The sequence below is a fragment of the Streptomyces sp. NPDC047042 genome (assembly GCF_040644035.1).
Classification (GTDB): Bacteria; Actinomycetota; Actinomycetes; order Streptomycetales; family Streptomycetaceae; genus Streptomyces.
On sequence record NZ_JBEYVP010000017.1, the window covers coordinates 1 to 24,530 of the forward strand.

A 24,530-nucleotide genomic window follows, 5' to 3' on the forward strand; every position below is an offset into this window, starting at 1 on the left:
GGCGTTGATTTTTGGCACGCTGTTGAGTTCTCAAGGAACGGACGCTTCCTTCGTACTCACCCTCTCGGGCTTTCCTCCGGGCTTTTCCCTTCGGTCTTGCTGTCTTGCGTTTCCGACTCTATCAGACCGTTTCCCGATCCGATTTCCTCGGCGCTTTCCAGGTTTCCGCTTTCGCGTTTCCCTTTCCGGCGAGTCCGACTTTATCAGAAGTTTTCGGCCGGACTGACCGACTGCTCATTTCTGAGATTCATCGGGAGGTGGCCCTCGGGAATCCAAGTCCTCGAGAAGCCAGTAGATTTTCGCTGTCGCCACCGGACCCATCCGGCTCCAGGCAACTGCTCTAATCTACCTCCCCACTCGCTCCGCGTCAACGGCGTTTGTGGGGCGAAGAGGAGACTAGCAGCCCGGCCGCCGTGTCCGCACATCAGGCGGCGGTGGGGACCGAGGCACTCCGCTCGGCCGCATCGAGGTCACCCGTCTCGCCGGCGCGCGCGGCACGACCGCCGAGGACGTACACGTACGCGAGGAAGGCCAGCTCGGCGACGACCCCGATCGTGATGCGGGCCCAGGTGGGCAGGCCGGACGGGGTGACGAAGCCTTCTATGGCGCCCGAGACGAAGAGGACCAGGGCCAGGCCGATCGCCATTCCCAGGGCGGCTCGTCCTTCCTCGGCCAGTGCCGTGCGGCGGGAACGCGGGCCCGGGTCGATGACCGTCCAGCCCAGGCGCAGGCCCGTGCCGGCGGCCACGAAGACCGCGGTCAGTTCCAGGAGGCCGTGCGGCAGGATCAGGCCGAGGAAGGTGTCCAGTCGGCCCGCCGATGACATCAGGCCGATGCCGACGCCCACGTTGAGCATGTTCTCGAAGAGGATCCAGACGACCGGCAGGCAGAGGAAGACGCCCAGGACCAGGCACATCGCGGCGGCCTGGGCGTTGTTCGTCCAGACCTGAGCGGCGAAGGACGCCGCCGGATGGCTGGAGTAGTACGTCTCGTATTCGCCACCGGGGCGGGTGAGGGCACGCAGTTCGTCGGGGGCCGCTATGGAGGACTGCACCTCGGGGTGGGTGCCTATCCACCAGCCCAGGAGGATCGCCACCACCGTGGAGATGAGCGCGGTGGGGACCCACCAGTGGCGGGATCGGTAGACCGCCGCGGGGAAGCCGTGGGTGAGGAATCGGGTGACGTCCCGCCAGGACGCGCGGCGGGTTCCTGTCACGGCGCTACGCGCGCGTGCCACCAGTTGACTCAGCCTGCCGGTCAGCTGGGGGTCCGGGGCGCTCGACTGGATCAGCGAGAGGTGGGTGGCGGTGCGTTGGTACAGGACGACGAGTTCGTCCGCCTCGGCTCCGTTGAGGCGGCGCTGGCGGCGGAGCAGTGCGTCCAGGCGGTCCCACTCGGCACGGTGGGCGGAGACGAAAACGTCGAGGTCCATCGGTTTTGCCTGCTCCTCGGCTGTTCGTCGACTGCACGTCGTGGGTGTCGGCTTGTCGTACTGCGGCGCGATGCCCTGTCAGCTTGGCAGACTTGCTGTTCCAGGGGCAGGTCAGGGGAAGGACGGCAGGCGTGAGTGAGCTGGTTACGGGCGAGGCGGTGGCGCTGGAGCTGCGCCCCGCGAAACTGCCCAGCAGGGCGCTCGCCGTGTTGCTCGACCTTCTGGTGGTCGGGGTGGTCTACACCCTGGTCACCATTGTTCTGGTCATATCCACGGCTTCACTGGACGAGGCGGCGCAGGCCGCTGTCGCCGTCGCCGCGTTCCTTCTGGTGCTGGTGGGTGCGCCGATCGCGGTGGAGACCCTCAGCCATGGCCGATCGCTCGGGAAGCTGGCGTGCGGTCTGCGGGTGGTGCGGGACGATGGTGGGCCGATCCGGTTCCGCCACGCGCTGGTGCGTGGTGCGGTCGGGGTGGTCGAGATCCTGATGACGTTCGGGGTGGTGGCCTGTATCGCGTCGCTCGTGTCGGCGCGTGGGCGGCGGCTCGGTGATGTCGTCGCGGGCACGCTCGTCGTACGGGAGCGAGTGCCGGTGGCTCGGGCCGCTTTCGTTCCTCCTCCGCCGCCGTGGTTGTCGGGGCGCTTCGCGGAGCTCGACCTGTCGGCCGTGCCCGACGGGTTGTGGCTGGCCGTACGTCAGTATCTGACGCGTATGGGGCAGCTGGATCAGCAGGTGGGCTGGGCCATGGCCCAGCGGCTGGCCTCCGAGGTGGCGGCGTGTACGGGGGCTCCGGCACCGCAGGGTGTTCCGCCGGCGGCCTATCTGGCAGCTGTGTTGCAGGAGCGGCAGGTGCGGGAGGCTCGGCGGGCGTTCGGGAGCGGGACTGCGGCCGTGGGGCCCTCGGTGCCCGGTGGTCACGTCGCGCATGGTGGGCCGGGGGTGTTCAGGGCTGCGGCGCCGCAGCCGCCCGGTGTGGCTCCTCATCCGCCCGCTGGGGTTTCCTATCCGCCGGTCTCCGGCGTCGGCGTCCCTGTTCCGGTCGTCGAAGCCGCGCCGGCGGACCAGGGCGGCGATCGCCGCTCCTCCGGCGGGTTCGCGCCGCCTGCCTAGTCGGCGAACACCGACGGCGGGGATTCGAGGTGTTCCAGCTCGATGCCCGGGGCGGCGAGGACCACGTCGCCGGCGATGTGTACGGCGTGCTGTTCCCCGGTGTCCAGGGCTGTGACCTGGTATTCGTCCACGATCAGGGGGCCGTTGTCAGTGGCGTGTGCTTCTCTTTTCACCAAGGCCCAGGACTGGTCCACGGTGCGGGGGGCGAGGACGGGGTCCGAGAAGGCGACGAGGCGTACGCGGGTTGCGGTGGCGGAGGGGGTGAGGCGTAGGAGACGGGCGGTGGCGACCAGGAACGCGGGGGATGTGCCGGTGAAGGCATGAGCGCGGACGTTGCCTTCGGTGGCATGGGTGCCGGTGGGGTCGGTGCGGACCCAGGTGACGCCGTCGAGTGCGGCGCCACGGACCTGCCAGCTCGCCGCGTGGAGTTCGAGGCGGATCGGACGGCCCAGGTCGTCGAGAGTGAGGTCGACGGAGCCGGTGTGGTCGCCCGAGGGGGCGGTCAGCTGGGAGACATAGCGCCAGCCGGAGGGGCCGGGGGCGCAGTGGAAGTGCTCTTCTGCGAGGGGGGTGTGATCGTGCGCATCGTGAAGCGAATAACGGCCGCGGGGCATGGGGGTCCTGGGTCTTTCGGACTGTCGCTCGAGCTGTCGAGCCGCTGAGCCTCGGTAAAGGGGCAGGCCCCCGGCACGGGGGTGCGGGGGCCTGCCTCGGAGGACCTGCTGGTGGTGAACGCGTCAGTGCACGGGCGTGTTCACCACCAGTGGGGACACCGGCTCAGTAGCGGTAGTGGTCCGGCTTGTACGGGCCCTCGACCTCGACCCCGATGTACGACGCCTGCTCCGGGCGCAGCGTGGTCAGCTTGACGCCGAGGGCGTCGAGGTGGAGGCGGGCGACCTTCTCGTCGAGGTGCTTGGGCAGCACGTAGACGTCGGTCGGGTACTCCTCGGGCTTGGTGAACAGCTCGATCTGGGCCAGGGTCTGGTCCGCGAAGGAGTTGGACATCACGAACGACGGGTGCCCCGTCGCGTTGCCCAGGTTCAGCAGACGGCCCTCCGACAGCACGATCAGGACCTTGCCGTCGGGGAACTTCCACGTGTGGACCTGCGGCTTGACCTCGTCCTTGACGATGCCCTCGATCTTCGCCAGGCCCGCCATGTCGATCTCGTTGTCGAAGTGGCCGATGTTCCCCACGATCGCCTGGTGCTTCATCCGGGCCATGTCCGAGGCCATGATGATGTCCTTGTTGCCGGTCGTGGTGATGAAGATGTCCGCCGTCTCCACCACATCGTCCAGCGTCGCCACCTGGTAACCGTCCATCGCCGCCTGCAGCGCGCAGATCGGGTCGATCTCCGTCACGATCACCCGGGCACCCTGACCGCGCAGCGACTCCGCACAGCCCTTGCCCACGTCGCCGTACCCGAAGACGACCGCCGTCTTGCCGCCGATCAGGACATCCGTGGCCCGGTTGATGCCGTCGATCAGCGAGTGGCGGCAGCCGTACTTGTTGTCGAACTTCGACTTGGTGACGGCGTCGTTGACGTTGATCGCGGGGAACAGGAGGCTGCCCTCGCGCTGCATCTCGTACAGGCGGTGCACACCCGTCGTGGTCTCCTCGGTCACACCACGGATCTCCGACGCCAGCTGCGTCCACTTCTGCGAACCATTGCTGATCGTCCGGTTCAGCAGCTCGAGAATCACCCGGTGCTCGTCGTTCTCGGCCGTCTCGACGGCGGGAACCTCACCGGCCTTCTCGTACTCCACACCCTTGTGGACCAGGAGCGTGGCGTCACCGCCGTCGTCCAGGATCATGTTCGGACCACCCGTGGGACTGCCCGGCCAGGTCAGCGCCTGCTCCGTGCACCACCAGTACTCCTCCAGCGTCTCGCCCTTCCAGGCGAACACCGGGACACCCTGCGGGTCCTCGGGTGTGCCGTTCGGGCCGACCGCGATCGCCGCGGCCGCATGGTCCTGCGTCGAGAAGATGTTGCAGGACACCCAACGGACCTCGGCACCCAGGGCGACCAGGGTCTCGATCAGGACGGCCGTCTGCACGGTCATGTGCAGCGAACCCATGATGCGGGCACCGGCGAGCGGCTGGGCCGCCGCGAACTCCTTGCGGATGGACATCAGGCCGGGCATCTCGTGCTCGGCAAGGGTGATCTCCTTCCGGCCGAACGCGGCCAGGGAGAGATCTGCGACCTTGAAGTCCTGTCGGTTGTCGACAGTCGTCATTACGGGCTGCTCCTCAAGGTTGGGATGAGGTGATTACGGCTGTTCTGCGCGGCGGCGGACACAGGGGTGCCCGAAGAGGGCACGGGCGTGCCCCAGTACGCGCAGCGCAGTCCGTCGGAGGCCCTCTCTCCCTCGGTCGGTCCTCGTGGGGACCGCCCGACCGCCATCAGCAGCGACGTCTGGCTCGGTCCCAAGCTACACCTGTCGGCCGACCGTCCCCAGTCCGCCTGCGAACACATCCGGACACATCGAGGCCGAGCAGAGGTGAACTCAGTGGGCGGCGGGCTGGGTCGGACCACCCGGGGACGCCTCGGGGTCGGGGCCCTTGGCGGCGTCCTTCTCGCTGTAGATGTCCGGTTCCAGGTAGATGACGCGGGCGATCGGGACGGCGGCGCGGATGCGGCCCTCGGCGGCGTTGATCGCGGTGGCCACCTCGGCGGCGGTGTCGTCGTGCTGGACGGCGATCTTGGCGGCTACCAGGAGTTCCTCGGGGCCGAGGTGGAGCGTGCGCATGTGGATGATGCCGGTGACGGTGTCGCCGTCGATGATCGCCTTCTCGATCTCCATAACCGCTTCCGCGCCCGCGGCCTCGCCCAGGAGCAGTGACTTGGTCTCGACGGCCAGTACGAGGGCGATCAGGATCAGCAGGATGCCGATGCAGAGGGTGCCGATGCCGTCCCAGACGCCGTCGCCGGTGGCGAGGGCGAGGCCGACGCCGCCGAGGGCCAGGATCAGACCGACGAGCGCGCCGAGGTCCTCGAGAAGGACGACGGGCAGTTCAGGCGCCTTGGCGTGGCGGACGAAGTCCTTCCAGGAGTCGCCGCCGCGCAGAGGGTTGGACTCCTTGATGGCCGTACGGAAGGAGAAGCCCTCGGCGATGATCGCGAAGACGAGGACGCCCACCGGCCAGTACCAGTGTTCGATCTCGTGCGGGTGCTTGATCTTCTCGTAGCCCTCGTAGATCGCGAACATGCCGCCGACCGAGAAGAGCACGATGGAGACGAGGAAGGCGTAGATGTACCGCTCGCGGCCGTAGCCGAAGGGGTGTTGCGGAGTTGCCTCGCGCTGGGCCTTCTTGCCGCCGAGGAGGAGAAGCCCCTGGTTGCCGGAGTCGGCGAGCGAGTGCACGGACTCCGCGAGCATCGACGACGAGCCGCTGAAGAGGAACGCCACGAACTTCGCTGCCGCGATCGCGAGGTTGGCGCCGAGTGCCGCCACGATCGCCCTGGTGCCGCCTGACGCGCTCATGTGTTCGCGTTGTCCCTTCGTACGTTCGCTGTCCCGGGCTTTGCCCGCCCTTTGCCGGTGGGCCATTGTTGCAGCCACCTCCGACAACGACCCGCCAGGCTGTCACACAGGCCCTGGCAACCAGTGCCCGGGATGTGCTTGAACAGTCACCGGCAGGCGTTGACGGTCTCCGGGGGTGTCGGGCGGGGTGCCGAACGGGGTGTCAGACGACGACCGTCGCCCGGAAGAGCGTGCCGGGGCCGGACACTTCGGCTTTTTCGTTCGCCGGTACGAAGGCCGACTGGCCGGGGGCGAGTTCGATGTCACCCGCGCGGACCGAGCCTGCCGTGCAGAGGAGGATCTGCGGGGTCGGGAGGGTGAGGTCGCGGGTGGGCGTCGTCTGCGGAAGGACGTACCGGGAGAGGCGGAACTCGTCGATGGGGGTGTCGTAGACCTCCTCGCCGTCGGCGGAGGCCTCCGGGCGCAGTACGCCGGGGTCGCTCGCCTCGAAGCGGACGACGCGCAGGAGTTCGGGGACGTCGACGTGCTTGGGGGTCAGGCCGCAGCGCAGGACGTTGTCGGAGTTGGCCATGATCTCGACGCCCAGGCCGTTGAGGTAGGCGTGCGGGATTCCCGCGCCGAGGAACAGGGCCTCGCCGGGCTGGAGTCGGACGTGATTGAGGAGCATCGCGGCGATGACGCCCGGGTCGCCGGGGTAGTGGTGGGCGATGTCGGCGTAGGGGGCGTAGTCGCCGCGGAGGCGGGCGCAGGCGGTCGCGGCCTCGGTGACCGTGCGGGCCATGTCCTCGCGGTCCGCGCCGAGTACGGCCGTCAGGACCTCGCGCAGCGCCGCCTCCTCGGGGTGGGCGCGCAGCAGGTCGACGTACGGCTTCAGGGAGTCGACGTTCAGGCCGGCGAGGAGTTCGGCGGCCTGCGAGGGGTCGCGGAAACCGCACAGGCCGTCGAACTCGGTGAGGGCGCAGATCAGTTCGGGCTTGTGGTTGGCGTCCTTGTAGTTGCGGTGTCCGGCGTCCACCGGGATCCCGCGGTTCTCCTCGTCCGCGTAACCCTCCCTGGCCTGGGCGAGGTTGGGGTGCACCTGGAGGGAGAGGGGCGCGCCGGCGGCGAGGATCTTCAGGAGGAAGGGCAGGCGGGGGCCGAATTTGGCGACGGCCGCCGCGCCGAGTTCGGCTTGCGGGTCCGCGTCGATGACCTCGACGAGCGTGCCGCGTCCGGTGCGCGAGGGGGCGCCGGGGTGGGCGCCCATCCACATCTCCGCCTGCGGTTCACCGGTCGGCTCGGTGCCGAGGAGCGCCGGGATGGCGGTGGTGGATCCCCAGGCGTAGGGGCGGATGGTGTTGTCGAGGCGGTCCATACCGGTCTTTCTGGTCTTCCTGCGTGCAGGTTGAAGTAGGTGGACGGGAGACGGTTTTCGCAAGTTCTCGCCAGATCAGGTCGGGTCAGGTCGGGGCACGCCGGGTCAGGTCCCGGCGGTGAGCGCCAGGTACACCGCCGCAAAGTCCGTGGTGGCGATCAGTTCCGCCAGGGTCTCCAGTTCGGCGCCGTCCTCCGGTTCGAGCTCGCTGATCGCCGTGTCGTGGCCGAGGGCGAGTTCGCGGGCGGCGGGGGCGGCGCTCAGGCCGCCGGTCGGGCGGTCGCGGAGCAGGACCACGCGCGCGTGCAGGGCGGGAGCCTCGTTCACCCGGTCGCGGAAGAAGTCGTCGGGGTCGGCGCCGGCGGCGAGCCGGCTCGCGAGCAGGGCGCCGTGCGCGGCGAGTGCCTCGGGGAGTTCGGCGGCCAGCGCGGGGCGGCCGGCGAGTTCGGCGAGGGCGGCGGCGAACCGGCGGCCGGCGGGTCCGGCCGATGTGCCCTCCGTCCAGATCACCGGGAGCGTGTCCGCGAGTTCGGCGGCGAGGGTCTTGGCCGGATTGCTGTACGTCGCGATGGCCGGGCCGCAGCGTTGGGCGATGTGGTCGAGGCGGTCGGCGACCTTCTCCAGCGCGTCCGGCGGGGCTGCGAGCAGGCCCGTGCGGTCCAGGAGGGCGAGCAGCGGGGTGAGCAGCGCCCACAGGACGCCGGGGGCGGACGCGGCGAGCGGCAGGTCCGTCGCCTCCTGCTCGTACGGGGCGGTCGCCATCCGTACGAAGAGGCCGTGGGCCGCGCCTTCCACCGTCTCGGTGAGCGGGGTGCTCGCGGGCGCTACGGCGACGACCGTGCAGCCGCGGCGGTAGGCCTGCTCGGCGAGCAGGGACAGGCCCGGTTCGGTGCCGTCGGGGGTGGCGATCAGGAGCAGGTCCACGGAGCCGGCCCAGCCCGGCAGCTCCCAGCGGAGGGCGCCGGCCGCGGGGGCGACGCCGGTGGGGGCCAGGCGGATGACGGGGGTGGTCGCGCCGGCGAGGGTGCCGAGGAGGTCGGCGACGCAGGTCGCGGCGGCGCCGGGGCCCGCGATGAGGACGGCGCGGGGGCGGCCGTCGGGTTTCAGGTCGTTGATGCCTGCCTCGGCCGCGTGCCGGGCGGCGGTGCGGACGCGGGCGCCCGCTTCGGCCGCGCCGCGCAGGAGGTTGCGGCGGTCTGCGTCCGCCAACGCCTCGGGGGCGTCGAGCAGCGATTCGTCGAGCATGGGTGGCACCTCCGATCGCCGGGTGGGGACTACGCGGGGTGGCGGGCCTCGTCCACGAGCAGTACGGGGATTCCGTCGCGGACGGGGTACGCCAGGCCGCAGTCCTGGCCTGTGCAGATCAGCTCGGTGTCCTGCTCCTTGAGGGGGGCGTGGCAGGCCGGGCAGGCGAGGATCTCCAGGAGGCCGGCTTCGAGCGGCATGGGGTGTCCCTTCGGGGGTGCGGTGCAGTGGTGTGGCCTGGTCAGGGTACCGCCGGAGGGGGGTGGGTGTCGGGCGTGGTGGGGGTGGGGGTGGGAGGGGGTTCGCCCCCGCCGCCCCTACCCGTCCCATCCCGGGGGGGGGGGGGGGCCCCCCCCCCCCCCCCCCCCCCCCCCGGCGGGGGGGGCCCCCCCCCCCGGGGGGGGGGGGGGGGGGGGGGGGGGGGGCGGGGGGGGGGGGGGGGGGGGGGGGGGGGGGGGGGGGGGGGCGGGGCGGGGGTTCGCCCCCGCCGCCCCTACCCGTCCCATCCCTGGGGGCTGCCGCCCCCAGACCCCCGCTACGGCCTGAACGGCCTCGTCCTCAAACGCCGGACGGGCTGAAATGCGGGCCGGGGCTGGAAAGGAAGGGCCTACCCCCGGCGGCCTCAGCCTCGGATGATGGTCAGGACCTCGTCCCGGATCTTTGCCATCGTTGGTTCGTCCCTTGCCTCCGTGTTCAGGCGTAGGAGGGGCTCCGTGTTGGAGGGGCGGACGTTGAACCACCAGTCCGTCGCCGTGACCGTCAGGCCGTCCAGGTCGTCCAGTTCGATGCCGTCCCTGGACTCGTAGGCCGTCCTGATCGCGGCCAGGCGGGCCGTCTGGTCGGCCACCGTGGAGTTGATCTCGCCGGAGCCCGCGTAACGGTCGTACTGGGCCACCAGGGCCGACAGGGGGCCGTTCTGGCCGCCGAGGGCGGCGAGGACGTGCAGGGCGGCCAGCATGCCCGTGTCCGCGTTCCAGAAGTCCTTGAAGTAGTAGTGCGCGGAGTGCTCGCCGCCGAAGATCGCGCCCGTGCGCGCCATCTCGGCCTTGATGAAGGAGTGGCCCACGCGCGTGCGCACGGGTGTGCCGCCCTGTTCGCGGACGACCTCCGGGACCGACCAGGACGTGATCAGGTTGTGGATGACCGTCCCGGAGCCGCCGTTGCGGGCCAGTTCGCGGGAGGCCACCAGGGCGGTGATCGCCGACGGCGAGACCGGGTCGCCCTGTTCGTCGACCACGAAACAGCGGTCCGCGTCCCCGTCGAAGGCGATGCCGAGGTCGGCGTGCTCCTCGCGGACCCGCTTCTGGAGGTCCACGAGGTTGGCCGGGTCGAGCGGGTTGGCCTCATGGTTCGGGAACGTGCCGTCCAGCTCGAAGTACATGGGGACGAGGGTCAGGGGCAGGCCGGCGAAGACGGTCGGCACGGTGTGGCCGCCCATGCCGTTGCCCGCGTCGACGACGACCTTCAGGGGGCGGATGGAGGTCACGTCGACGAGCGAGCGAAGGTGCGCCGCGTAGTCCTCCAACGTGTCCCGTGACGTGATCGTTCCCGGCGTCACGGGCTTCGGCTCCGGTGCGCCCGAGTCCAGCCAGGACTCGACCAGTTCCCGGATCTCTGCGAGGCCCGTGTCCTGGCCTACGGGTGCGGCGCCCGCCCTGCACATCTTGATGCCGTTGTACTGGGCCGGGTTGTGCGAGGCCGTGAACATGGCGCCGGGCAGGCCGAACGCGCCCGACGCGTAGTAGAGCTGGTCCGTGGAGCACAGGCCGATCTCGGTCACCTCGACACCGCGTGCCGCCGCCCCGCGCGCGAAGGCCCGCGACAGGCCGGGCGACGAGGGCCGCATGTCGTGTCCGATCACGATCGCGTCCGCCCCGGTCACCTGGATGAAGGCAGCGCCGAGCAGTTCCGCCAGCGGCTCGTCCCACTGGTCCGGGACCACACCACGTACGTCGTACGCCTTCACGAGCTGCGACAGATCTGCGGGCACGGCCATCCCTCCTGAAAGTCTCATCGGTCGCCCCAAACTACCCGTCGGGACCGACAACTCCCGTGCATGGAGGCCCGCTGATTCCGCGATGCGGAAAGCGGTTTCTCAGTTCTCCGGGGACCGCAGCACCCTGAGGTGTCCGCGCCGTGCGACCTCGCGGGGATCCGCCGTGCGCGCTCCGCCGCCTTCGGTGTTCCGCTCCGGCGGACGGGCCGCTTCGCGGACCGCGTTGGCAAGCGCTTCCAGATCGTCTCCGCTGGGCCGTGCCGGAGCGGAGCTGTCCAGAAGCCGGACGACCTCCCAGCCGCGCGGCGCGGTGAGGCGCTCGGAGTGCTCGGCGCACAGGTCGTAGCAGTGGGGTTCGGCGTAGGTGGCGAGGGGGCCGAGGACCGCGGTCGAGTCGGCGTAGACGTACGTCAGCGTCGCGACGGCGGGACGGCCGCAAGCGGTGCGCGAACAGCGACGTACAGGGCTCACGACGTTGGACGGTACCGCACTCTTGAGCGGGCCGCGACGACTCCCCACCTGGCCACTCTCCCGTGTCGTGGTGTGAAACGGCCCACACGGGTCTTCTGGGACACCTCTTTGACCTGGGGCGACATGGGGGTACGGGATACCGAACAACCCCGCCCCGGTCCCCACTTGGCTCAAAACATGTCAATTACCGTGAGATTGACGGCCATCGGCGATCTGCGATGGATATGAAATCGAGCCCAACGTTGGCTGGAATGGTCTTCCCACGGCATGGCGTCGCAGGGCGTCCGGCCCTGGTCGGCGACCGTGGACGCCGCGTGCCAGGCACCCGCGCGGTGGTCACGGGGACTACGCTTCGTCAGTGATGGACAACCCCGTACCGCCCCGCGCCGCAGGCCCCGGCCCCCGCCGCCGTGATCGCCACGGCCGTGGCATGCGCGGCCCCGTGGCGCCGCCGCAGGTTCCGCTCTCCGCGAGCCGCGCCGAGGCGTTCGCGGATCTGGTGCAGGACTCCGTGGAGCGGCTCGAGCGGCGCTGGCCGCAGCTCGCGGACATCGACTTCGTCGTCCTCGAGGTACCGCGGCTGGAAGGCCCGCCCGAGGCCTGGGCCGACGAGGCGGTCCCCCTGGGGGGCACGATTCCCGCCCGCGAGGGTCACCCCGCGCGCGTGGTGGTCTATCGCCGCCCGGTCGAGATCAGGACCAAGGGCCGCGACGAACGCGCGGCCCTGGTCCACGAGGTCGTGGTCGAACAGGTCGCCGAGCTGCTGGGGCTCACGCCCGACACCGTCGATCCGCGGTACGGCGAGGAATGACCCGATCCTGTACGTCGGTTACTTCTGCAGGACCGACAGGTCCTGCTCCGCGTCCGGCACCGCCACGGTCGCCCGGTCGTCCGGCAGTGTCTGGACGGTGAACGCCGGGACGCCGTCCTCCGGCGCGAGGAGGGTCCGGGACGCGTAGACGGCTCCCCCGGAGACCCGCTCGACCGTCAGCGCGTACGTGCCCTTCAGGCCTGCGGGGACGGGGAGTTCGAGGTCCTGCGTGGTGCCCTTCTTGATCGTGTACGTCTTCGTCGCCGCCGTACCGCCCTCGCTGCCCGCGGACGCCGTCACCTTGACCTGCGCGGCGCCGTCCGGGGCGGTCAGGGACAGGATGGTGCCTCTGGCGGTGTTGCCGACGACCGTCGCGCGCGTGGAGACCGGGCCCGTGGCCGGGATGAACGCGGTCTCCTGCTTGGCGCCCTTGCCGCGTACGACCTCCAGGGCGGCGACGAACGGCACCGCGTTGTCGGTCGGTGTGAGCACCACGGAGCCGGCCTCGCCGCGCGTGAGGTCACCGAGGTCGGCGACCGCGGTCATGCCCGCCTTGAGGTGCAGCGTCTCGTTGCCGGCCGGCGTGATCAGGCCGGTCGGGGAGGCGAGCCGCACCTTCAGGTCGGCGTCGTTCTCGCTGGGCGTGAAGGCGATCAGACGTACGGACGTGGCGTCCTTGGGGATGCCCGGCAGGACCTGGCTGCCCGCCGGTTCGCTGGACGCGCTCAGCCAGTCGCCGCCGGTCTTGGCGTCCAGGGCCTGGACGGCCGCGCCGACCCGGCCGCTGCGCACGTTCACATGCACGGTGAGGTCGGCCTGGGGGCCGTCCGTGAGCGTGGACAGCAGGATCGGCTCGCTGCCGCGCGGCGGGACCGTGATGCCCTCGCCCACCTCGGACTTGAGGTTGCCGTCCTTGCCGTACAGCTCGATGTCGACGACCGCGGCCGAGTCGTCGGGGTTGATCAGATGGACGTAGTCCGAGCGGTCGGCGGCGGTGCTGGCGCCCGGGAACCAGAACTCGGTGTCCGGGACGGCGCAGTTGACGCCCAGCAGACCGCGCCCGATGCCCGCGGCGACGTCGGTGGTCTCCTGCAGGGTCCAGCCCGGCGCGAACTTGCCCTCGGCGGTGCCGAGGAGCGCGGGCGCGTCGCCGCCCGAGGTGTCCCCGTCGACCGGCTTCCCGGGCTCCTTGGGCGCGAGGACGGGCTTGGCCGCCTTGCCCTTGCCCTTGGCGCCGGGCACCGACTTCGTGGTGGCGGCCGCCAGTTCGGCCTTGCCGTCGCTCCCGGTGCCCTTGGTGACGGGCGTGAAGGACGCGTACGTCGTCTCCGCAAGGTCGGAGTCGCTGGGAGCCGGGCAGAGCAGGCTCGTGCGCTCCACGGGCAGCTGGGCGGCCGCCTTGGCCGTGCCCGCGTCGGATGTGCCCGGTGTGCTCATCGAGGCGAACCCGGTGACGGCGGCGAGCGCGGTCGTGCCGGCGATCAGGGAGATGGTGGTGCGGTTCACTGCTGGCTCCCGTCGGGGTGCTCACCCTGCGGGTGGGGCTGGTGGGGCTGCGCCGGGTCGTACGCGGGGTCGTAACCCTGGGTGTACGTCGGGTCGTACGCCGCGTTCTGCGGCGAACCGCCGTACGCGTACGGGTCGTACTGGCCGCTCTGGTACGGCTCCCCCTGGTACGCCGGGTCGTAGGTGCCCGGCGGGTACTGCTGGGCGTTCTGGAACTGGTCGGCGCCGTAGGCGTCGAACTGGGCCCCCGCGTAGGCCGCGTTGTTCCATTCCTCGCCGTAGGGCTGCTGTTGCCCGACTGCGGCGGGGACCTCCTCCGAAGGAGGAGGTGGGGCCGACGGGAACTCGGCCTGTTCGTCGGACTGTTCGGTCTCGTCGGCCTCCGCCTGGGCGCGCAGTCGGCGGGCGCGGCGGCCGTCGCCGGAGGTGGCCTGGGCGGGGATCTCGCGCTCTTCCTCGGGAAGGTCGTCGTCGACGTCCCGGCGGCGGCCCGGCAGGGCCATCACGACGAGGACGACGGCGAGCGCGCCCTGGGTCCACAGCCAGGCGGTGTGACCGATCGGGGTGTCGAAGGTGACGTCCAGCTTCCCTCCGGAGGAGGGGAGTTCGAAGCCCTGGGCCCAGCCGTCGAGGGTGGTGGGGGTGAGGGGCTTGCCGTCCAGCGTGGCCGTCCAGGACTCGTCGACGGCGTCGGCGAGGCGCAGGACGCGGCTGCCTGCGCCGGCCGGGATCGTGGTGTGGATGTCGACGGGCCCCGCGGCGACGGGCAGCGGGTCGCCGGCGCCGGACGCCGGGACGATGGCGGCGCGCGAGACCTGCTGGTCGACGCGCCACAGCGCGACGCCGTCCTGCTGGCTGAGCCTGCTCAGGCCCGGTGTGGCGTCCAGGACGCGCGTGACCTGGCGGGGTGCGCCCCGGTGGACGAGGACGTAGCGCACGGCGAAGTCGCCGAGTTCGTCGGCCTGGTCGGCGCCGGAGCCCGCGACGAGGTTGGCGACGACCTTGTCGAGGAGCGCGTTCTCGCCGCTCTGGGCGGCGAGTTCGCCGTCGCCGAGACGGGCGCCCGAGCCGCGGACGAGGGTGTAGCCGACGCGGGCGGTGGAGTCGCTGGCCAGGACCAGGGTGCGGGCCTGGTCGCGGGTGCCGCTCTCCTCGGCGACGAACGCGGGCACCTGGACGGGGTCGCGCCGTTCCAGCGGGCCGTCGGCGCCGCGGATCATCCAGCCGGCGGCGAGCAGCAGCGGGCCCGCGGCGGCGGCGAACGCGATCAGCGCGGCGACCGGCTGACGCCAGCCGAAGCTCTGCTCGGCCACGCGCGAGCGTGCCCCGTCGGCACCGAGCGTGGCGGCGGCCAGCAGGGCGAGTCCGTAGACGAGGGTGGCGGGTCCGGCCCAGGCCGAGCTGTTCGACAGGACCGCGAAGACGAGCGCCACCAGGGCCACCGCCCAGGCGGTCCAGATGCCGGCCTGGCGCTCTGTGCGCAGCAGGGCGGCCAGTGCGGCGAGCACGACGCCGATGAGCATCAGCCCGCTGACCGTGCCGGGGCCGCCGGGGCTGGCGCTGAGGAGGTCGAGGGCGCCGGCGGCGCCGGAGCCGTACTCCAGGCCGGCTTCCTTGAAGAAGCCGAACGGGAGCAGCGACAGCGACCAGGGGGCGAGCACCAGCAGCGGTACGCCGAACTGGGCGAGGAAGCGCAGCCCGTAGGCGGTGATCTCGCCTCGCCGTACGACCAGCAGCGCGAGGCCGAGCAGCAGGGCGATGGGCCACACGATGGGTGTGAACGCGGTGGTGATCGTCAGGAGCAGGGTGTACGCCCAGGAGGCGCGCCAGCTGCCGCGCGCGCCCGACGGGTGCGCGAGACCGCTCGCCGCGATGCCCGCGCGGGCCATCAGCGGGAGCAGGACGGCGAGTACGGCGGTGCCGATCCGGCCGCCGGCGAGGGCGCCGGTGGCCGCGGGCAGGAAGGCGTAGACGACGGCCGCCCACGCGCGCAGGAGCCGTGATTCGACGAGCGGGCGGGAGGCGAAGTACGCGGTGAAGCCGGCCAGCGGCACCGAGGCGATCAACAGGACGGTGACCGCGAGGCCCGTCGAGCCGAACAGGGTGGAGGCGAGCATCGCGATGATCGCGAGGTAGGGCGGCGCGGACGAGGTGTCACCCACGCCCACCGGATGCCAGGCGTCCAGATAGCGCGCCCAGAGTTCGGCGGAGTCGGCGGGCGCGGGCAGCAGCGCGCCGCCCGCGAGAGCGCCGCCGCCGAGCAGCTCACGGCAGGCGACGAGCGAGACGAGCAGCAGGACGAGGAAGAGCACCGGGCCGGGTTTGCGGGCGATGCGCTTGAGGCGGACGAACTGTTCGACCTCCAGGAAGTCGGCGTCGTCACCGCCGGGCCCGGACTCGACCGCGCCGCCGTGCCGGCCCGCGCCGGAGGTGGCCTCGGGGTCGGAGCGGCCGCCGATGTCGCCGGCGACCTGTTCGATGGTGGCCCGCACGGTCGCGCCGGGCGGCGGGAACAGTGCCCTCAGTTCGCCCTTGTCGATCTGGGGAGCGCCTCGCCTGCGGCGCCCGGCGATGATCCGCTCGGGTCGCAGCAGGGTGCCCAGGAGGCCGCGGATCTCGTCGACGGCCTGTCCGGGGGCCTTGCCGACGAGATACGCCACCGTGCGCACCAGGGTGCCGAGGATCACGCGCAGCAGCACCCAGGGCAGCTGCGCCGTACGGCTGTTGACAAGCAGGGTGTAGACGGCGCCGGCCTTGTCGACCTTGTGCGGGGACGCGGAGGTGCGGCCCACGCAGTCGACGGTGCGGCGCTCGCGGGAGGACGCCTCGGCGTGCCGTACGACCGCCTCCGGGGCGACGAGGACCCGGTGGCCGGCGGCGGTGGCACGCCAGCACAGGTCGACGTCGTCGCGCATCAGGGGCAGCCGGCGGTCGAAGCCGCCGAGTTCCTCGAAGACGTCGCGTCGTACGAGCATGCCCGCGGTGGACACGGAGAGCACCGGGCGGACGTGGTCGTGCTGGCCCTGGTCCTGTTCACGGCGGTCCAGGCCGGTCCAGCGGCGGCCGGAGTTGGCGATGGTCACGCCGACTTCGAGGAGCTGTCTGCGGTCGTACCAGCCGCGGAGTTTGGGGCCGACGACCGCGATGTCGTCCGCCCGGCCGAGCTCGTGTTCGTTCTCGACGACCCGCAGCAGCTGGGCCAGGGCGTCCGGCTCGGGGGCGCAGTCGTCGTGCAGCAGCCAGAGCCATTGCACCGGCTCCCCGTGGGGGAGCTCCGGCATGTCGTACGCGTCGTCGCGCCAGCTGCGGGTGACGGGGTCCCAGCCGCTGGGGCGCTTCAGGTACGTCAGCTCGTCCGGTGTGAGGACCGGCGCGGTGCGGTTGGCCTCGTCGACGGCCTGGCCGAAGCCGGTGCGGCGGGCGAGGTGCAGGACTCGGTCGGCGCCGAGGGCGTCGGTGACCAGCTGGGCGGATTCGTCCGCGCTGCCGGTGTCGGCCGCCATGACGTTCTGCACCGGGCGCTCCTGGCCCAGTACCCCGGCGAGCGCGTCGGGGAGCCAGCGGGCGCCGTCGTGGGTGACGAGCACCGCCGTCACCACGTGACGCGGGAACTCGGGCGTGGTGGCAGTGCCGTAGTCGGCTGCCGTGTGGCTGTGCGCGGACATCGAGGTACGGGCCCCGGTTCGGTGGACTGTGGTGGACGCCTGTGCCCTGTGTGAGCGGCGGGGCGTCTCGGACGAGCAGCCACACTATCGGCTGGGCAGCACAGCGGCCCGCCGCCTGTGGATAACCACCCGCGACGGGCCGTTCGCCGTGCTGCCCTGATCCCGTGCCGTGCGTCTCAGACGGCGGCCTTCTTCAGTCGCCGGCGTTCGCGCTCGGACAGGCCGCCCCAGATGCCGAAGCGTTCGTCGTTCGCGAGGGCGTATTCGAGACATTCGGAGCGGACCTCGCACGCGAGGCAGACCTTCTTGGCCTCTCGGGTCGAGCCGCCCTTCTCGGGAAAGAAGGACTCGGGGTCTGTCTGGGCGCACAGCGCGCGCTCCTGCCAGCCGAGTTCCTCGTCCGCGTCGTCGACCAGCAGTTGCTGCACCGTCTCGGTCATGTGCGCCCCTCGTCTGTCTTTCGCGTCCCCGTGAGGTTGCCGTCAGCCGGTCTCGGCCGAACGACACGAGTGAAATTACAAGTGTGCTGCTCCGGGCGAGTCAAGCCGAGATCTGCTATTGGGCCCCTTATTCACTCTGCGGAACCAAGGCCATGCGGAAAGTGTTCAAATCGGCATAAACCTTGACAGCAGGAGAAGGCCCCAGGGGGCCCCAGAGGGACGGCTACCCCGATACGGAGCCTGTACGGGGGAGGACGTCCAGAAGTTCGATCTCGTTCCGAGGTCCGTGCGCCTGGTTGTGCGCCATATGTCCCCGAAGACGCGCGAACAAACCTTTCACCTGACAGATGAACCGGATGGGGTGAAACGCGTCCCACATACCGGGTGTCGAGTTGACAGTGAAGGTGTGAACCGGTGTCCTTGTGGGCATGCTCGCGAACTTGGCACTCACCTCGACCCGCCCCGCGCGGTCCCTCGGTGCTGCCCCAGCTCGCTGTAGCTGTTGTTGCTGTTCCAGCTGTTGAGCCCAACGCGCTCCGGCTGCCTTTGAGTCCACCGTGACTCGGCTGCTGTTTCCTTCGAAGCCCACATCAGGGCGATGCGTTTCCCACCCGTGATCCGGGCGGGCGGTACGCGACACCCAGCCAACCCCCACACTCCTGCCGAGGACCTCCGCACTCCATGAACAGCGACAGCGACCTCCAGATCGCCGGCGACATCCTCGAAGTACCGCACCTCCTCCAGGCCCCGCGCGAGCACCCGGCCACCGTCGCCGACTTCGTCGGCCTGGCCCGCGCCATCGCCGCGGACCGCTCCCAGTGGGCACACCTGGTCGAGTACGACGCGACGTCGCGCTGGTACCACCGGCTGCGCACAGGCCCCGGCTACGAGGTGTGGCTGCTGTCCTGGGTCCCCGGGCAGGGCAGCGGGCTGCACGACCACGGCGGTTCGTCGGGCGTCCTGACCGTCCTGGAGGGGCGGCTCACCGAGCGGACGGACCGCGGCACGCGCGCGTTGGGGGCGGGAGCGCAGCGTGTGTTCGCTCCGGGGTACGTGCACGAGGTGCTCAACGACAGCCTCGAACCGGCCGTGAGTCTGCACGTCTACTACCCGGGTCTCACCGAGATGCCGATGCACGCGGCTCGCTGCGCGCCGTCGGCGGTCGTGGCCGGCTGAGGCAGGGAGGTCGCCGCTGTCGGGGGGCGTCTCCACGACAGACCTGCCGACGCGTTGTCGTACCCGCCTGCAAGACTTGGCCGCATGCGCATCGTGGTTCTGGCAGGCGGCATCGGTGGTGCCCGGTTCCTGCGCGGTCTTCAGCGGGCCGTGCCGGACGCGGACATCACCGTCATCGGCAACACCGGGGACGACATTCACCTCTTCGGGCTGAAGGTCTGCCCGGATCTCGACACGGTGATGTACACCCTCGGCGGAGGCATCAACGAGGAGCAGGGCTGGGGGCGGACCGACGAGACCTTCCATCTGAAGGAGGAGCTCGCGGCGTACGGGGTCGGGCCGGAGTGGTTCGGTCTCGGCGACCGGGACTTCGCCACGCACATCGTGCGGACGCAGATGCTCGGGGCGGGATTTCCGCTGAGCGCGGTCACGGAGGCGCTGTGCGACCGGTGGAAGCCCGGGGTGCGGCTCATCCCGATGTCCGACGACCGGGTGGAGACCCATGTCGCCGTCGAGGTCGACGGTGAGCGCAAGGCCGTGCACTTCCAGGAGTACTGGGTGCGGTTGCGGGCCTCGGTTCCGGCCGAGGCCATCGTGCCGGTCGGCGCGGAGCAGGCGAAGCCGGCGCCCGGTGTCCTCGAGGCGATCGCCGAGGCCGATGTGATCCTCTTTCCGCCGTCCAACCCGGTCGTGTCCATCGGCACGATCCTGGCGGTGCCCGGGATCCGCGAGGCGATCGCGGAGGCCGGGGTGCCCGTGGTGGGCCTCTCCCCCATCGTCGGGGACGCGCCCGTGCGGGGGATGGCCGACAAGGTGCTCGCGGCGGTCGGCGTGGACGCCACGGCTGCGGCGGTCGCCGAACACTACGGCTCGGGGCTGCTGGACGGCTGGCTCGTCGACACGGTCGACGCGGGCGCGGTGGAACGCGTGGAGACGGCGGGCATCCGCTGCCGCGCGGTGCCGCTGATGATGACGGACGTCGAGGCGTCGGCACAGATGGCCCGCGAGGCGCTGGCACTGGCGGAGGAGGTGCGGGGCGCGTGAACGGCGAACTTGCCGGTGAGGGGGCCTGCGGCGCTGGGGGGGTGTGGGGTGCGGGTGCCCCTGGCAGTGAGGGTGGCAGTGCCGGGGCCGGTGTGCCTGGCAGTGCGGGTGCCGGTGCCGTAGGCGGTGCGGGTGCCCTAGGCGGTGCGGGTGAGGGTGTCCGTGCCGATGTCGGTGTGCGTCCCGATGCGGGTGGCAGTACCGGTGCCGGGGTCACAGGCGGTGCAGGTGGCGCAGGCGGTGCAGGTGACGGCGTCCGCGCCGATGCCGGTGTGCGTCCCGATGCGGGTGGCAGTACCGGTGCCGGGGTCACAGGCGGTGCAAGTGGCGCAGGCGGTGCAAGTGGCGCAGGCGGTGCAAGTGGCGCAGGCGGTGCAAGTGACGGTGTCCGCGCCGATGCCGGTGTCTGTCTCGATGCGGGTGGCAGTACCGGTGCAGGTGGCAGTGCCCTTGGCGGTGACGGTGCCGTAGGCGGTGCAGGTGAGGGTGTGCGTCCCGATGCCGGTGTGCGTCCCGATGCGGGTGGCAGTACCGGTGCAGGTGGCAGTGCCGCAGGCGGTGCCGGTGGCGGTATCGGTGGCGGTATCGGTGCCAGGGTGGGTGTCCCTGGCGGTGTCGGTGCGGGTGGCAGCGTCCGTGACGGGGACCGTGGTCGGGGCGGGGTCGGGGCAGATGTCCGTGGCGGTGCCGGGGACCATGGCCGGGGCGGGACCGGTACAGGTGCCGGTACAGGTGTCCGTGGCAGTGGCGGGGACCTTGGCCGTGCCGGGGGCGGTGGTGTCGGGGGGTATTGGGTTTGGGCTGTGGAGGGGTTGCCTGAGGTTCGGGGTGGGGACGATCTTGCGAAGCTCATTGCCGATGCTGAGCCCGGGCTGATCGACGGGGACGTGTTGCTCGTCACCTCGAAGATCGTGTCCAAGGCCGAGGGGCGTGTCGTCGAGGCGGCCGACCGGGAGGCCGCCATCGACGCCGAGACCGTCCGGGTCGTCGCCCGGCGCGGGGCGCTGCGGATCGTGGAGAACCGGCAGGGGCTCGTCATGGCCGCCGCCGGCGTCGATGCCTCCAACACGCCTTCCGGGACAGTGCTGTTGCTGCCCGAGGATCCCGACGCGTCCGCCCGCGCCGTGCGGGACGGGCTCAGAGACACCCTCGGTGTCAACGTCGGCGTCGTCGTGACCGACACCTTCGGGCGACCCTGGCGCGCGGGGCTCACGGACGTGGCGATCGGCGCCGCGGGCGTGCGCGTACTCGACGATCTGCGCGGGGGCACGGACGCGTACGGCAATCCGCTGTCCGCCACCGTCGTGGCGACCGCCGACGAGCTGGCCGCCGCCGGGGATCTCGTCAAGGGCAAGGCTTCCGGGCTGCCCGTCGCCGTCGTGCGCGGGCTGTCGCATGTGGTGGTGGTTGATGAGGATGACGATGCCGGGGACACGGGGGCGCGGGCCCTGGTGCGCGACGCCCGCGACGACATGTTCCGGCTCGGTACGTCGGAGGCCGTACGGGAGGCGGTGACCCAGCGGCGGACGGTGCGGGCCTTCACGGACGAGCCCGTCGACCCCGGTGCGGTACGGCGGGCGGTCGCCGCCGCGGTGACCGCGCCCGCCCCGCATCACACGACGCCCTGGCGCTTCGTACTGCTGGAGTCGGAGCGGTCGCGGACCGAGTTGCTCGACGCGATGCGGGACGCCTGGATCGCGGATCTGCGGCGCGACGGGAAGAGTGAGGCGTCTATTGAAAAGCGGGTTCGGCGGGGGGATGTGCTGCGGGCGGCTCCGTATCTCGTGGTGCCCTGTCTGGTGATGGACGGGTCGCACACGTACGGGGACGCGCGGCGGGACGGGGCCGAGCGGGAGATGTTCGTGGTCGCGGCCGGGGCCGGGGTGCAGAACTTCCTGGTCGCGCTCGCCGGGGAGCGGCTCGGGTCGGCATGGGTGTCGTCGACGATGTTCTGCCGGGATGTCGTGCGGGAGGTGCTGGGGCTGCCCGGCGGGTGGGATCCGATGGGGGCGGTCGCGGTCGGGCATCCGGCTCAGGCTCCGCAGGCTCGAGTGGATAGGGATGCGGGGGCGTTCATCGAGGTGCGGTGAGTCCGAGGTGTGGTGCGTTCGCGGTGCGGTGCGTTCGCGGTGTGGTGCGTTCGCGGTGCGTTCGCGGTGCGGTGCGGTGCGTTCGCGGTTGAGGGGCGCTGTCCCAGCAGACGTTCGTTTCTTCTGGCTTCGTCCTTCGTGTGCTAGGAACGGTCTCGTGGCAGGACGGTTCGCTTCCCAGCCCTCGCGGCCCACTCGTACCACCGTGCGAGGTGGTCATGTCGTCGTGCCTGGTGGGGTGCCCCGGCAGGCCGTCGCGCCCGGGCGGACCCGGACCTGGGTGCCCGGGGTGCCGCTCGATCTCGGGCTGGTGCTGGGGCCGTTGCGGCGCGGGCCGGGCGACCCCACGTTCTGGGCCGCGCCGGACGGGTCCGTGTGGCGGACCAGCCGTACGCCCGCCGGGCCCGGGACGCTCCGGGTCGCCCTGCGGGACGGGGTGGTCCGGGGAGAGGCATGGGGGCCGGGGGCCGAGTGGCTGCTGGAGCAGTTGCCCGAGTTGCTGGGAGCGGCCGACGATCCCGAGGTGTTCGCGCCCCGGCACCGGATCGTCGCCCTTGCCCGGCATCAGCGGCCGGGGTTGCGGCTGACGCGGACCGGGCTGGTCATGGAGTCGCTGATCCCCTCCGTGCTGGAGCAGAAGGTCACCACTGTTGAGGCTTATCGGGCCTGGCGGTTGCTCGTACGGAAGTTCGGGGAGCCCGCGCCTGGGCCGGCGAGTTCGCCTCGCGGGTTGTTCGTGGTGCCCTCGGCCCGGGACTGGGCGCTGATTCCGTCCTGGGAGTGGCATCGGGCCGGGGTCGACAACAAGCGGGCGTCGACGATTCTGCGGGCGGTTCGGGTCGCTGGGCGGCTGGAGGAGGCCGTGGCGCTGGATCCGGAGCGGGCTCGGGCTCGGCTGGAGGTGGTTTCGGGGGTGGGGGCGTGGACCTCGGCGGAGGTTGTGCAGCGGAGTCATGGGGCGGCGGATGCGGTGACTGTGGGGGATCTGCATCTGCCGGGGATTGTGGGGTTCGCGTTGGCGGGGGATCGGGGGGCGGATGATGAGGTGATGTTGTCGTTGCTGGAGCCTTATGCGGGGCAGCGGCATCGGGCGGCTCGGTTGATTTTGTTGAGTGGGCGTACGCCGGGGAGGCGGGGGCCTCGGATGCAGCCGGGGGATATCGGGCGGTTGTGAGGTGGCGGTTCGTTTTTTCGCCCCCGCCGCCCCTACCCGTCCCATCCCGTTCCTGGGGGCTGCGCCCCCAGACCCCCCTACGGCCCTGAACGGGCCTTGTCCTCAAACGCCGGACGGGCTGGAAATGCGGGCCGGCGCTGCAGAGGTGCCGGACGGGCTAGGGGGCGGGGCCTGCCGTCCTCGAACGCCAGACCGGCTGGGGGCGGGGCCTGTCGTCCTCGAACGCCAGACCGGCCGGGGGTGGGGCCTGTCGTCCTCGAGCGTCGGACGGGCTGGGGGTGGGGCCTGTCGTCCTCGAGCGTCGGACGGGCTGAGGGGGCGGGGCGGCGTTGGATCTCTGTCACTCGTCCGGGGAGAAGCGGAGTGCCCCCGGGGGGATTCTGGCGTCGCACCACACCCGTACTCCCTCTCTCAGTTCGTTGTCGGCGCCGATGATCGCGCCGTCGCCGACGACCGTGCCGGTCAGGATCGAGCGTTCGCCCACGCGGGCCCTCGTGCCGATCAGGGAGTCGGTGATGACCGCGCCCGGTTCGACCACCGCGCCCGCCATGATCGTGCTGCCCGTGACGCGGGCGCCCTCCGCCACGTACGCGCCCTCGCCCACCACCGTGCCGCCGGTCAGTTTCGCGTCGGCGGCCACTCGGGCCGAGGGGAGGATCAGGCGGTCGCCGCAGCGGCCGGGGACGGCCGGGGACGGGGCGCGGCCCAGGACCAGGTCCGCCGAACCGCGTACGAAGGCCGCCGGGGTGCCGAGGTCGAGCCAGTACGTCGAGTCGACCAGGCCCTGGAGGTGTGCGCCGGCGGAGAGGAGTTCCGGGAACGTTTCTCTTTCGACCGACACCGGACGGTCTGCCGGGATCGTGTCGATGACCGAGCGGCGGAAGACGTACGCCCCCGCGTTGATCTGGTCGGTGACGATCTCCTCGGGGGTCTGGGGTTTCTCCAGGAACGCCGTCACTCGGCCTGTTTCGTCCGTCGGGACCAGGCCGTAGGCCCTCGGGTCCGTCACCCGGGTGAGGTGGAGGGAGACGTCTGCCGATGTGGATTTGTGCGTGCGGATCAGGGCCCTGATGTCCAGGCCGGTGAGGATGTCGCCGTTGAAGACCAGGACCGGGTCGTCCGGGCCCGAGTGCAGGCGGGAGGCCACGTTGCGGATCGCGCCGCCCGTGCCGAGGGGTTCGTCCTCGGTGACGTACTCCAGGTGGAGGCCGAGGGACGAGCCGTCCCCGAAGTACGGTTCGAAGATCTCGGCCAGGTAGGAGGTCGCCAGGACGATGTGCTCCACCCCTGCCGCTCTCGCTCTCGCCAACTGGTGGGTGAGGAAGGGGACCCCGGCCGCCGGGACCATCGGCTTGGGGGTGTTCACGGTGAGCGGCCGCAGCCGGGTGCCCTTGCCGCCGACCAGGAGGATCGCTTCTGTCACCTGTCGTCTCTGCTTCCTGCCGGGACCGACCGAAATCGTGTTCGGTCGGCCAGTGTGTGCAGATCGTTCGACCGTTCGTATGCAGAACCGAGCTCCGGTGTGCGCGATGCG

Annotated in this window: 20 protein-coding genes; 6 read left to right on the top strand and 14 right to left on the bottom strand. The window is 71.3% G+C overall.

From position 1 onward, the window contains the following. Positions 1 to 424: 424 nt before the first annotated feature. The gene (locus ABZ855_RS20710; protein ID WP_360808777.1) at positions 425 to 1,432 is read right to left on the bottom strand and encodes a stage II sporulation protein M; all 1,008 of its coding nucleotides are present in this window, start codon (positions 1,430 to 1,432) and stop codon (positions 425 to 427) included. A 131-nt stretch (positions 1,433 to 1,563) separates the two neighbouring features. On the opposite strand from ABZ855_RS20710, the gene ABZ855_RS20715 reads away from it, so the two are divergent. Beyond that, complete coding sequence (locus ABZ855_RS20715) at positions 1,564 to 2,541, top strand: RDD family protein (RefSeq protein WP_360808779.1); 978 nt, start codon at positions 1,564 to 1,566, stop codon at positions 2,539 to 2,541. Here ABZ855_RS20715 and ABZ855_RS20720 read toward each other — a convergent pair. The 8 genes from ABZ855_RS20720 to ABZ855_RS20755 form a co-directional block, all read right to left on the bottom strand. After that, complete coding sequence (locus ABZ855_RS20720; protein WP_360808781.1) at positions 2,538 to 3,155, bottom strand: hypothetical protein; 618 nt, start codon at positions 3,153 to 3,155, stop codon at positions 2,538 to 2,540. The two genes, ABZ855_RS20715 and ABZ855_RS20720, sit on opposite strands and share 4 nt — an antisense overlap. Positions 3,156 to 3,318: 163 nt before the next feature. Continuing rightward, positions 3,319 to 4,776, bottom strand: coding sequence for an adenosylhomocysteinase (gene ahcY / locus ABZ855_RS20725; RefSeq protein ID WP_360808783.1), 1,458 nt, complete (start codon positions 4,774 to 4,776; stop codon positions 3,319 to 3,321). A 270-nt stretch (positions 4,777 to 5,046) separates the two neighbouring features. Further along, complete coding sequence (locus tag ABZ855_RS20730; RefSeq protein WP_360808785.1) at positions 5,047 to 6,024, bottom strand: cation diffusion facilitator family transporter; 978 nt, start codon at positions 6,022 to 6,024, stop codon at positions 5,047 to 5,049. Between the two features lie 202 nt (positions 6,025 to 6,226). Then, the gene (gene manA, locus ABZ855_RS20735; protein WP_360808787.1) at positions 6,227 to 7,378 is read right to left on the bottom strand and encodes a mannose-6-phosphate isomerase, class I; all 1,152 of its coding nucleotides are present in this window, start codon (positions 7,376 to 7,378) and stop codon (positions 6,227 to 6,229) included. Positions 7,379 to 7,483: 105 nt separating this feature from the next. Beyond that, a complete protein-coding gene (locus ABZ855_RS20740) occupies positions 7,484 to 8,623 on the bottom strand; it encodes an SIS domain-containing protein (protein ID WP_360808789.1) in 1,140 nt (379 codons plus the stop codon). A 29-nt stretch (positions 8,624 to 8,652) separates the two neighbouring features. Continuing rightward, the gene (locus ABZ855_RS20745; RefSeq protein ID WP_190149712.1) at positions 8,653 to 8,823 is read right to left on the bottom strand and encodes a Trm112 family protein; all 171 of its coding nucleotides are present in this window, start codon (positions 8,821 to 8,823) and stop codon (positions 8,653 to 8,655) included. A gap of 422 nt (positions 8,824 to 9,245) precedes the next feature. Then, the gene (locus ABZ855_RS20750; RefSeq protein WP_360808791.1) at positions 9,246 to 10,619 is read right to left on the bottom strand and encodes a phosphomannomutase/phosphoglucomutase; all 1,374 of its coding nucleotides are present in this window, start codon (positions 10,617 to 10,619) and stop codon (positions 9,246 to 9,248) included. A gap of 99 nt (positions 10,620 to 10,718) precedes the next feature. Beyond that, complete coding sequence (locus tag ABZ855_RS20755) at positions 10,719 to 11,138, bottom strand: DUF3499 domain-containing protein (RefSeq protein WP_360808793.1); 420 nt, start codon at positions 11,136 to 11,138, stop codon at positions 10,719 to 10,721. 313 nt (positions 11,139 to 11,451) lie between these two features. On the opposite strand from ABZ855_RS20755, the gene ABZ855_RS20760 reads away from it, so the two are divergent. After that, positions 11,452 to 11,901, top strand: a complete 450-nt coding sequence (locus tag ABZ855_RS20760; RefSeq protein WP_360809103.1) for a metallopeptidase family protein — start codon at positions 11,452 to 11,454, stop codon at positions 11,899 to 11,901. A gap of 18 nt (positions 11,902 to 11,919) precedes the next feature. On the opposite strand, the gene ABZ855_RS20765 is transcribed toward ABZ855_RS20760, so the two are convergent. The 3 genes from ABZ855_RS20765 to ABZ855_RS20775 all read right to left on the bottom strand — a co-directional run bounded on the left by ABZ855_RS20765 (position 11,920) and on the right by ABZ855_RS20775 (position 17,512). Continuing rightward, on the bottom strand, positions 11,920 to 13,407 hold the full coding sequence (locus ABZ855_RS20765) for a DUF5719 family protein (RefSeq protein WP_360808795.1): 1,488 nt from the start codon (positions 13,405 to 13,407) through the stop codon (positions 11,920 to 11,922). Beyond that, the gene (locus ABZ855_RS20770) at positions 13,404 to 17,072 is read right to left on the bottom strand and encodes a glycosyltransferase (protein WP_360808797.1); all 3,669 of its coding nucleotides are present in this window, start codon (positions 17,070 to 17,072) and stop codon (positions 13,404 to 13,406) included. Before ABZ855_RS20770 ends, ABZ855_RS20765 begins: the two co-directional genes overlap by 4 nt. A 176-nt stretch (positions 17,073 to 17,248) precedes the next feature. Next, entirely contained in the window at positions 17,249 to 17,512 is a 264-nt protein-coding gene (locus ABZ855_RS20775; RefSeq protein ID WP_010034659.1) for a WhiB family transcriptional regulator, read from the bottom strand. 681 nt (positions 17,513 to 18,193) lie between these two features. Here ABZ855_RS20775 and ABZ855_RS20780 point away from each other — a divergent pair. Together ABZ855_RS20780 and cofD are read left to right on the top strand one after the other, a co-directional pair. Beyond that, positions 18,194 to 18,688: a cysteine dioxygenase family protein gene (locus ABZ855_RS20780; RefSeq protein WP_360808799.1), complete on the top strand. Its 495-nt coding sequence runs from the start codon at positions 18,194 to 18,196 to the stop codon at positions 18,686 to 18,688. Between the two features lie 84 nt (positions 18,689 to 18,772). Further along, positions 18,773 to 19,732 carry a 2-phospho-L-lactate transferase gene (gene cofD, locus ABZ855_RS20785; RefSeq protein WP_360808801.1) on the top strand — a complete coding sequence of 320 codons (960 nt, stop codon included), beginning with the start codon at positions 18,773 to 18,775 and terminating at the stop codon, positions 19,730 to 19,732. Between the two features lie 137 nt (positions 19,733 to 19,869). On the opposite strand, the gene ABZ855_RS20790 is transcribed toward cofD, so the two are convergent. Beyond that, positions 19,870 to 20,430, bottom strand: coding sequence for a hypothetical protein (locus ABZ855_RS20790; protein ID WP_360808803.1), 561 nt, complete (start codon positions 20,428 to 20,430; stop codon positions 19,870 to 19,872). A 105-nt stretch (positions 20,431 to 20,535) separates the two neighbouring features. Between ABZ855_RS20790 and ABZ855_RS20795 the strand changes: the two genes are divergently transcribed. Together ABZ855_RS20795 and ABZ855_RS20800 are read left to right on the top strand one after the other, a co-directional pair. Continuing rightward, positions 20,536 to 21,822 carry a coenzyme F420-0:L-glutamate ligase gene (locus tag ABZ855_RS20795; RefSeq protein WP_360808805.1) on the top strand — a complete coding sequence of 429 codons (1,287 nt, stop codon included), beginning with the start codon at positions 20,536 to 20,538 and terminating at the stop codon, positions 21,820 to 21,822. 157 nt (positions 21,823 to 21,979) lie between these two features. Beyond that, positions 21,980 to 22,996: a DNA-3-methyladenine glycosylase 2 family protein gene (locus tag ABZ855_RS20800; protein WP_360808807.1), complete on the top strand. Its 1,017-nt coding sequence runs from the start codon at positions 21,980 to 21,982 to the stop codon at positions 22,994 to 22,996. A 340-nt stretch (positions 22,997 to 23,336) separates the two neighbouring features. On the opposite strand, the gene ABZ855_RS20805 is transcribed toward ABZ855_RS20800, so the two are convergent. Further along, the gene (locus tag ABZ855_RS20805; protein ID WP_360808809.1) at positions 23,337 to 24,419 is read right to left on the bottom strand and encodes an NDP-sugar synthase; all 1,083 of its coding nucleotides are present in this window, start codon (positions 24,417 to 24,419) and stop codon (positions 23,337 to 23,339) included. Positions 24,420 to 24,530 lie beyond the last annotated feature (111 nt).

Coding starts and splice junctions, on each gene's coding strand:
- ABZ855_RS20710 (WP_360808777.1), bottom strand. CDS start 1,432: ATGGACCTCGACGTTTTCGTCTCCGCCCACCGTGCCGAGTGGGACCGC.
- ABZ855_RS20720 (WP_360808781.1), bottom strand. CDS start 3,155: ATGCCCCGCGGCCGTTATTCGCTTCACGATGCGCACGATCACACCCCC.
- ahcY (WP_360808783.1), bottom strand. CDS start 4,776: ATGACGACTGTCGACAACCGACAGGACTTCAAGGTCGCAGATCTCTCC.
- ABZ855_RS20730 (WP_360808785.1), bottom strand. CDS start 6,024: ATGAGCGCGTCAGGCGGCACCAGGGCGATCGTGGCGGCACTCGGCGCC.
- manA (WP_360808787.1), bottom strand. CDS start 7,378: ATGGACCGCCTCGACAACACCATCCGCCCCTACGCCTGGGGATCCACC.
- ABZ855_RS20740 (WP_360808789.1), bottom strand. CDS start 8,623: ATGCTCGACGAATCGCTGCTCGACGCCCCCGAGGCGTTGGCGGACGCA.
- ABZ855_RS20745 (WP_190149712.1), bottom strand. CDS start 8,823: ATGCCGCTCGAAGCCGGCCTCCTGGAGATCCTCGCCTGCCCGGCCTGC.
- ABZ855_RS20750 (WP_360808791.1), bottom strand. CDS start 10,619: ATGGCCGTGCCCGCAGATCTGTCGCAGCTCGTGAAGGCGTACGACGTA.
- ABZ855_RS20760 (WP_360809103.1), top strand. CDS start 11,452: ATGGACAACCCCGTACCGCCCCGCGCCGCAGGCCCCGGCCCCCGCCGC.
- ABZ855_RS20770 (WP_360808797.1), bottom strand. CDS start 17,072: ATGTCCGCGCACAGCCACACGGCAGCCGACTACGGCACTGCCACCACG.
- ABZ855_RS20775 (WP_010034659.1), bottom strand. CDS start 17,512: ATGACCGAGACGGTGCAGCAACTGCTGGTCGACGACGCGGACGAGGAA.
- ABZ855_RS20780 (WP_360808799.1), top strand. CDS start 18,194: ATGAACAGCGACAGCGACCTCCAGATCGCCGGCGACATCCTCGAAGTA.
- cofD (WP_360808801.1), top strand. CDS start 18,773: ATGCGCATCGTGGTTCTGGCAGGCGGCATCGGTGGTGCCCGGTTCCTG.
- ABZ855_RS20790 (WP_360808803.1), bottom strand. CDS start 20,430: ATGGTCCCCGGCACCGCCACGGACATCTGCCCCGACCCCGCCCCGACC.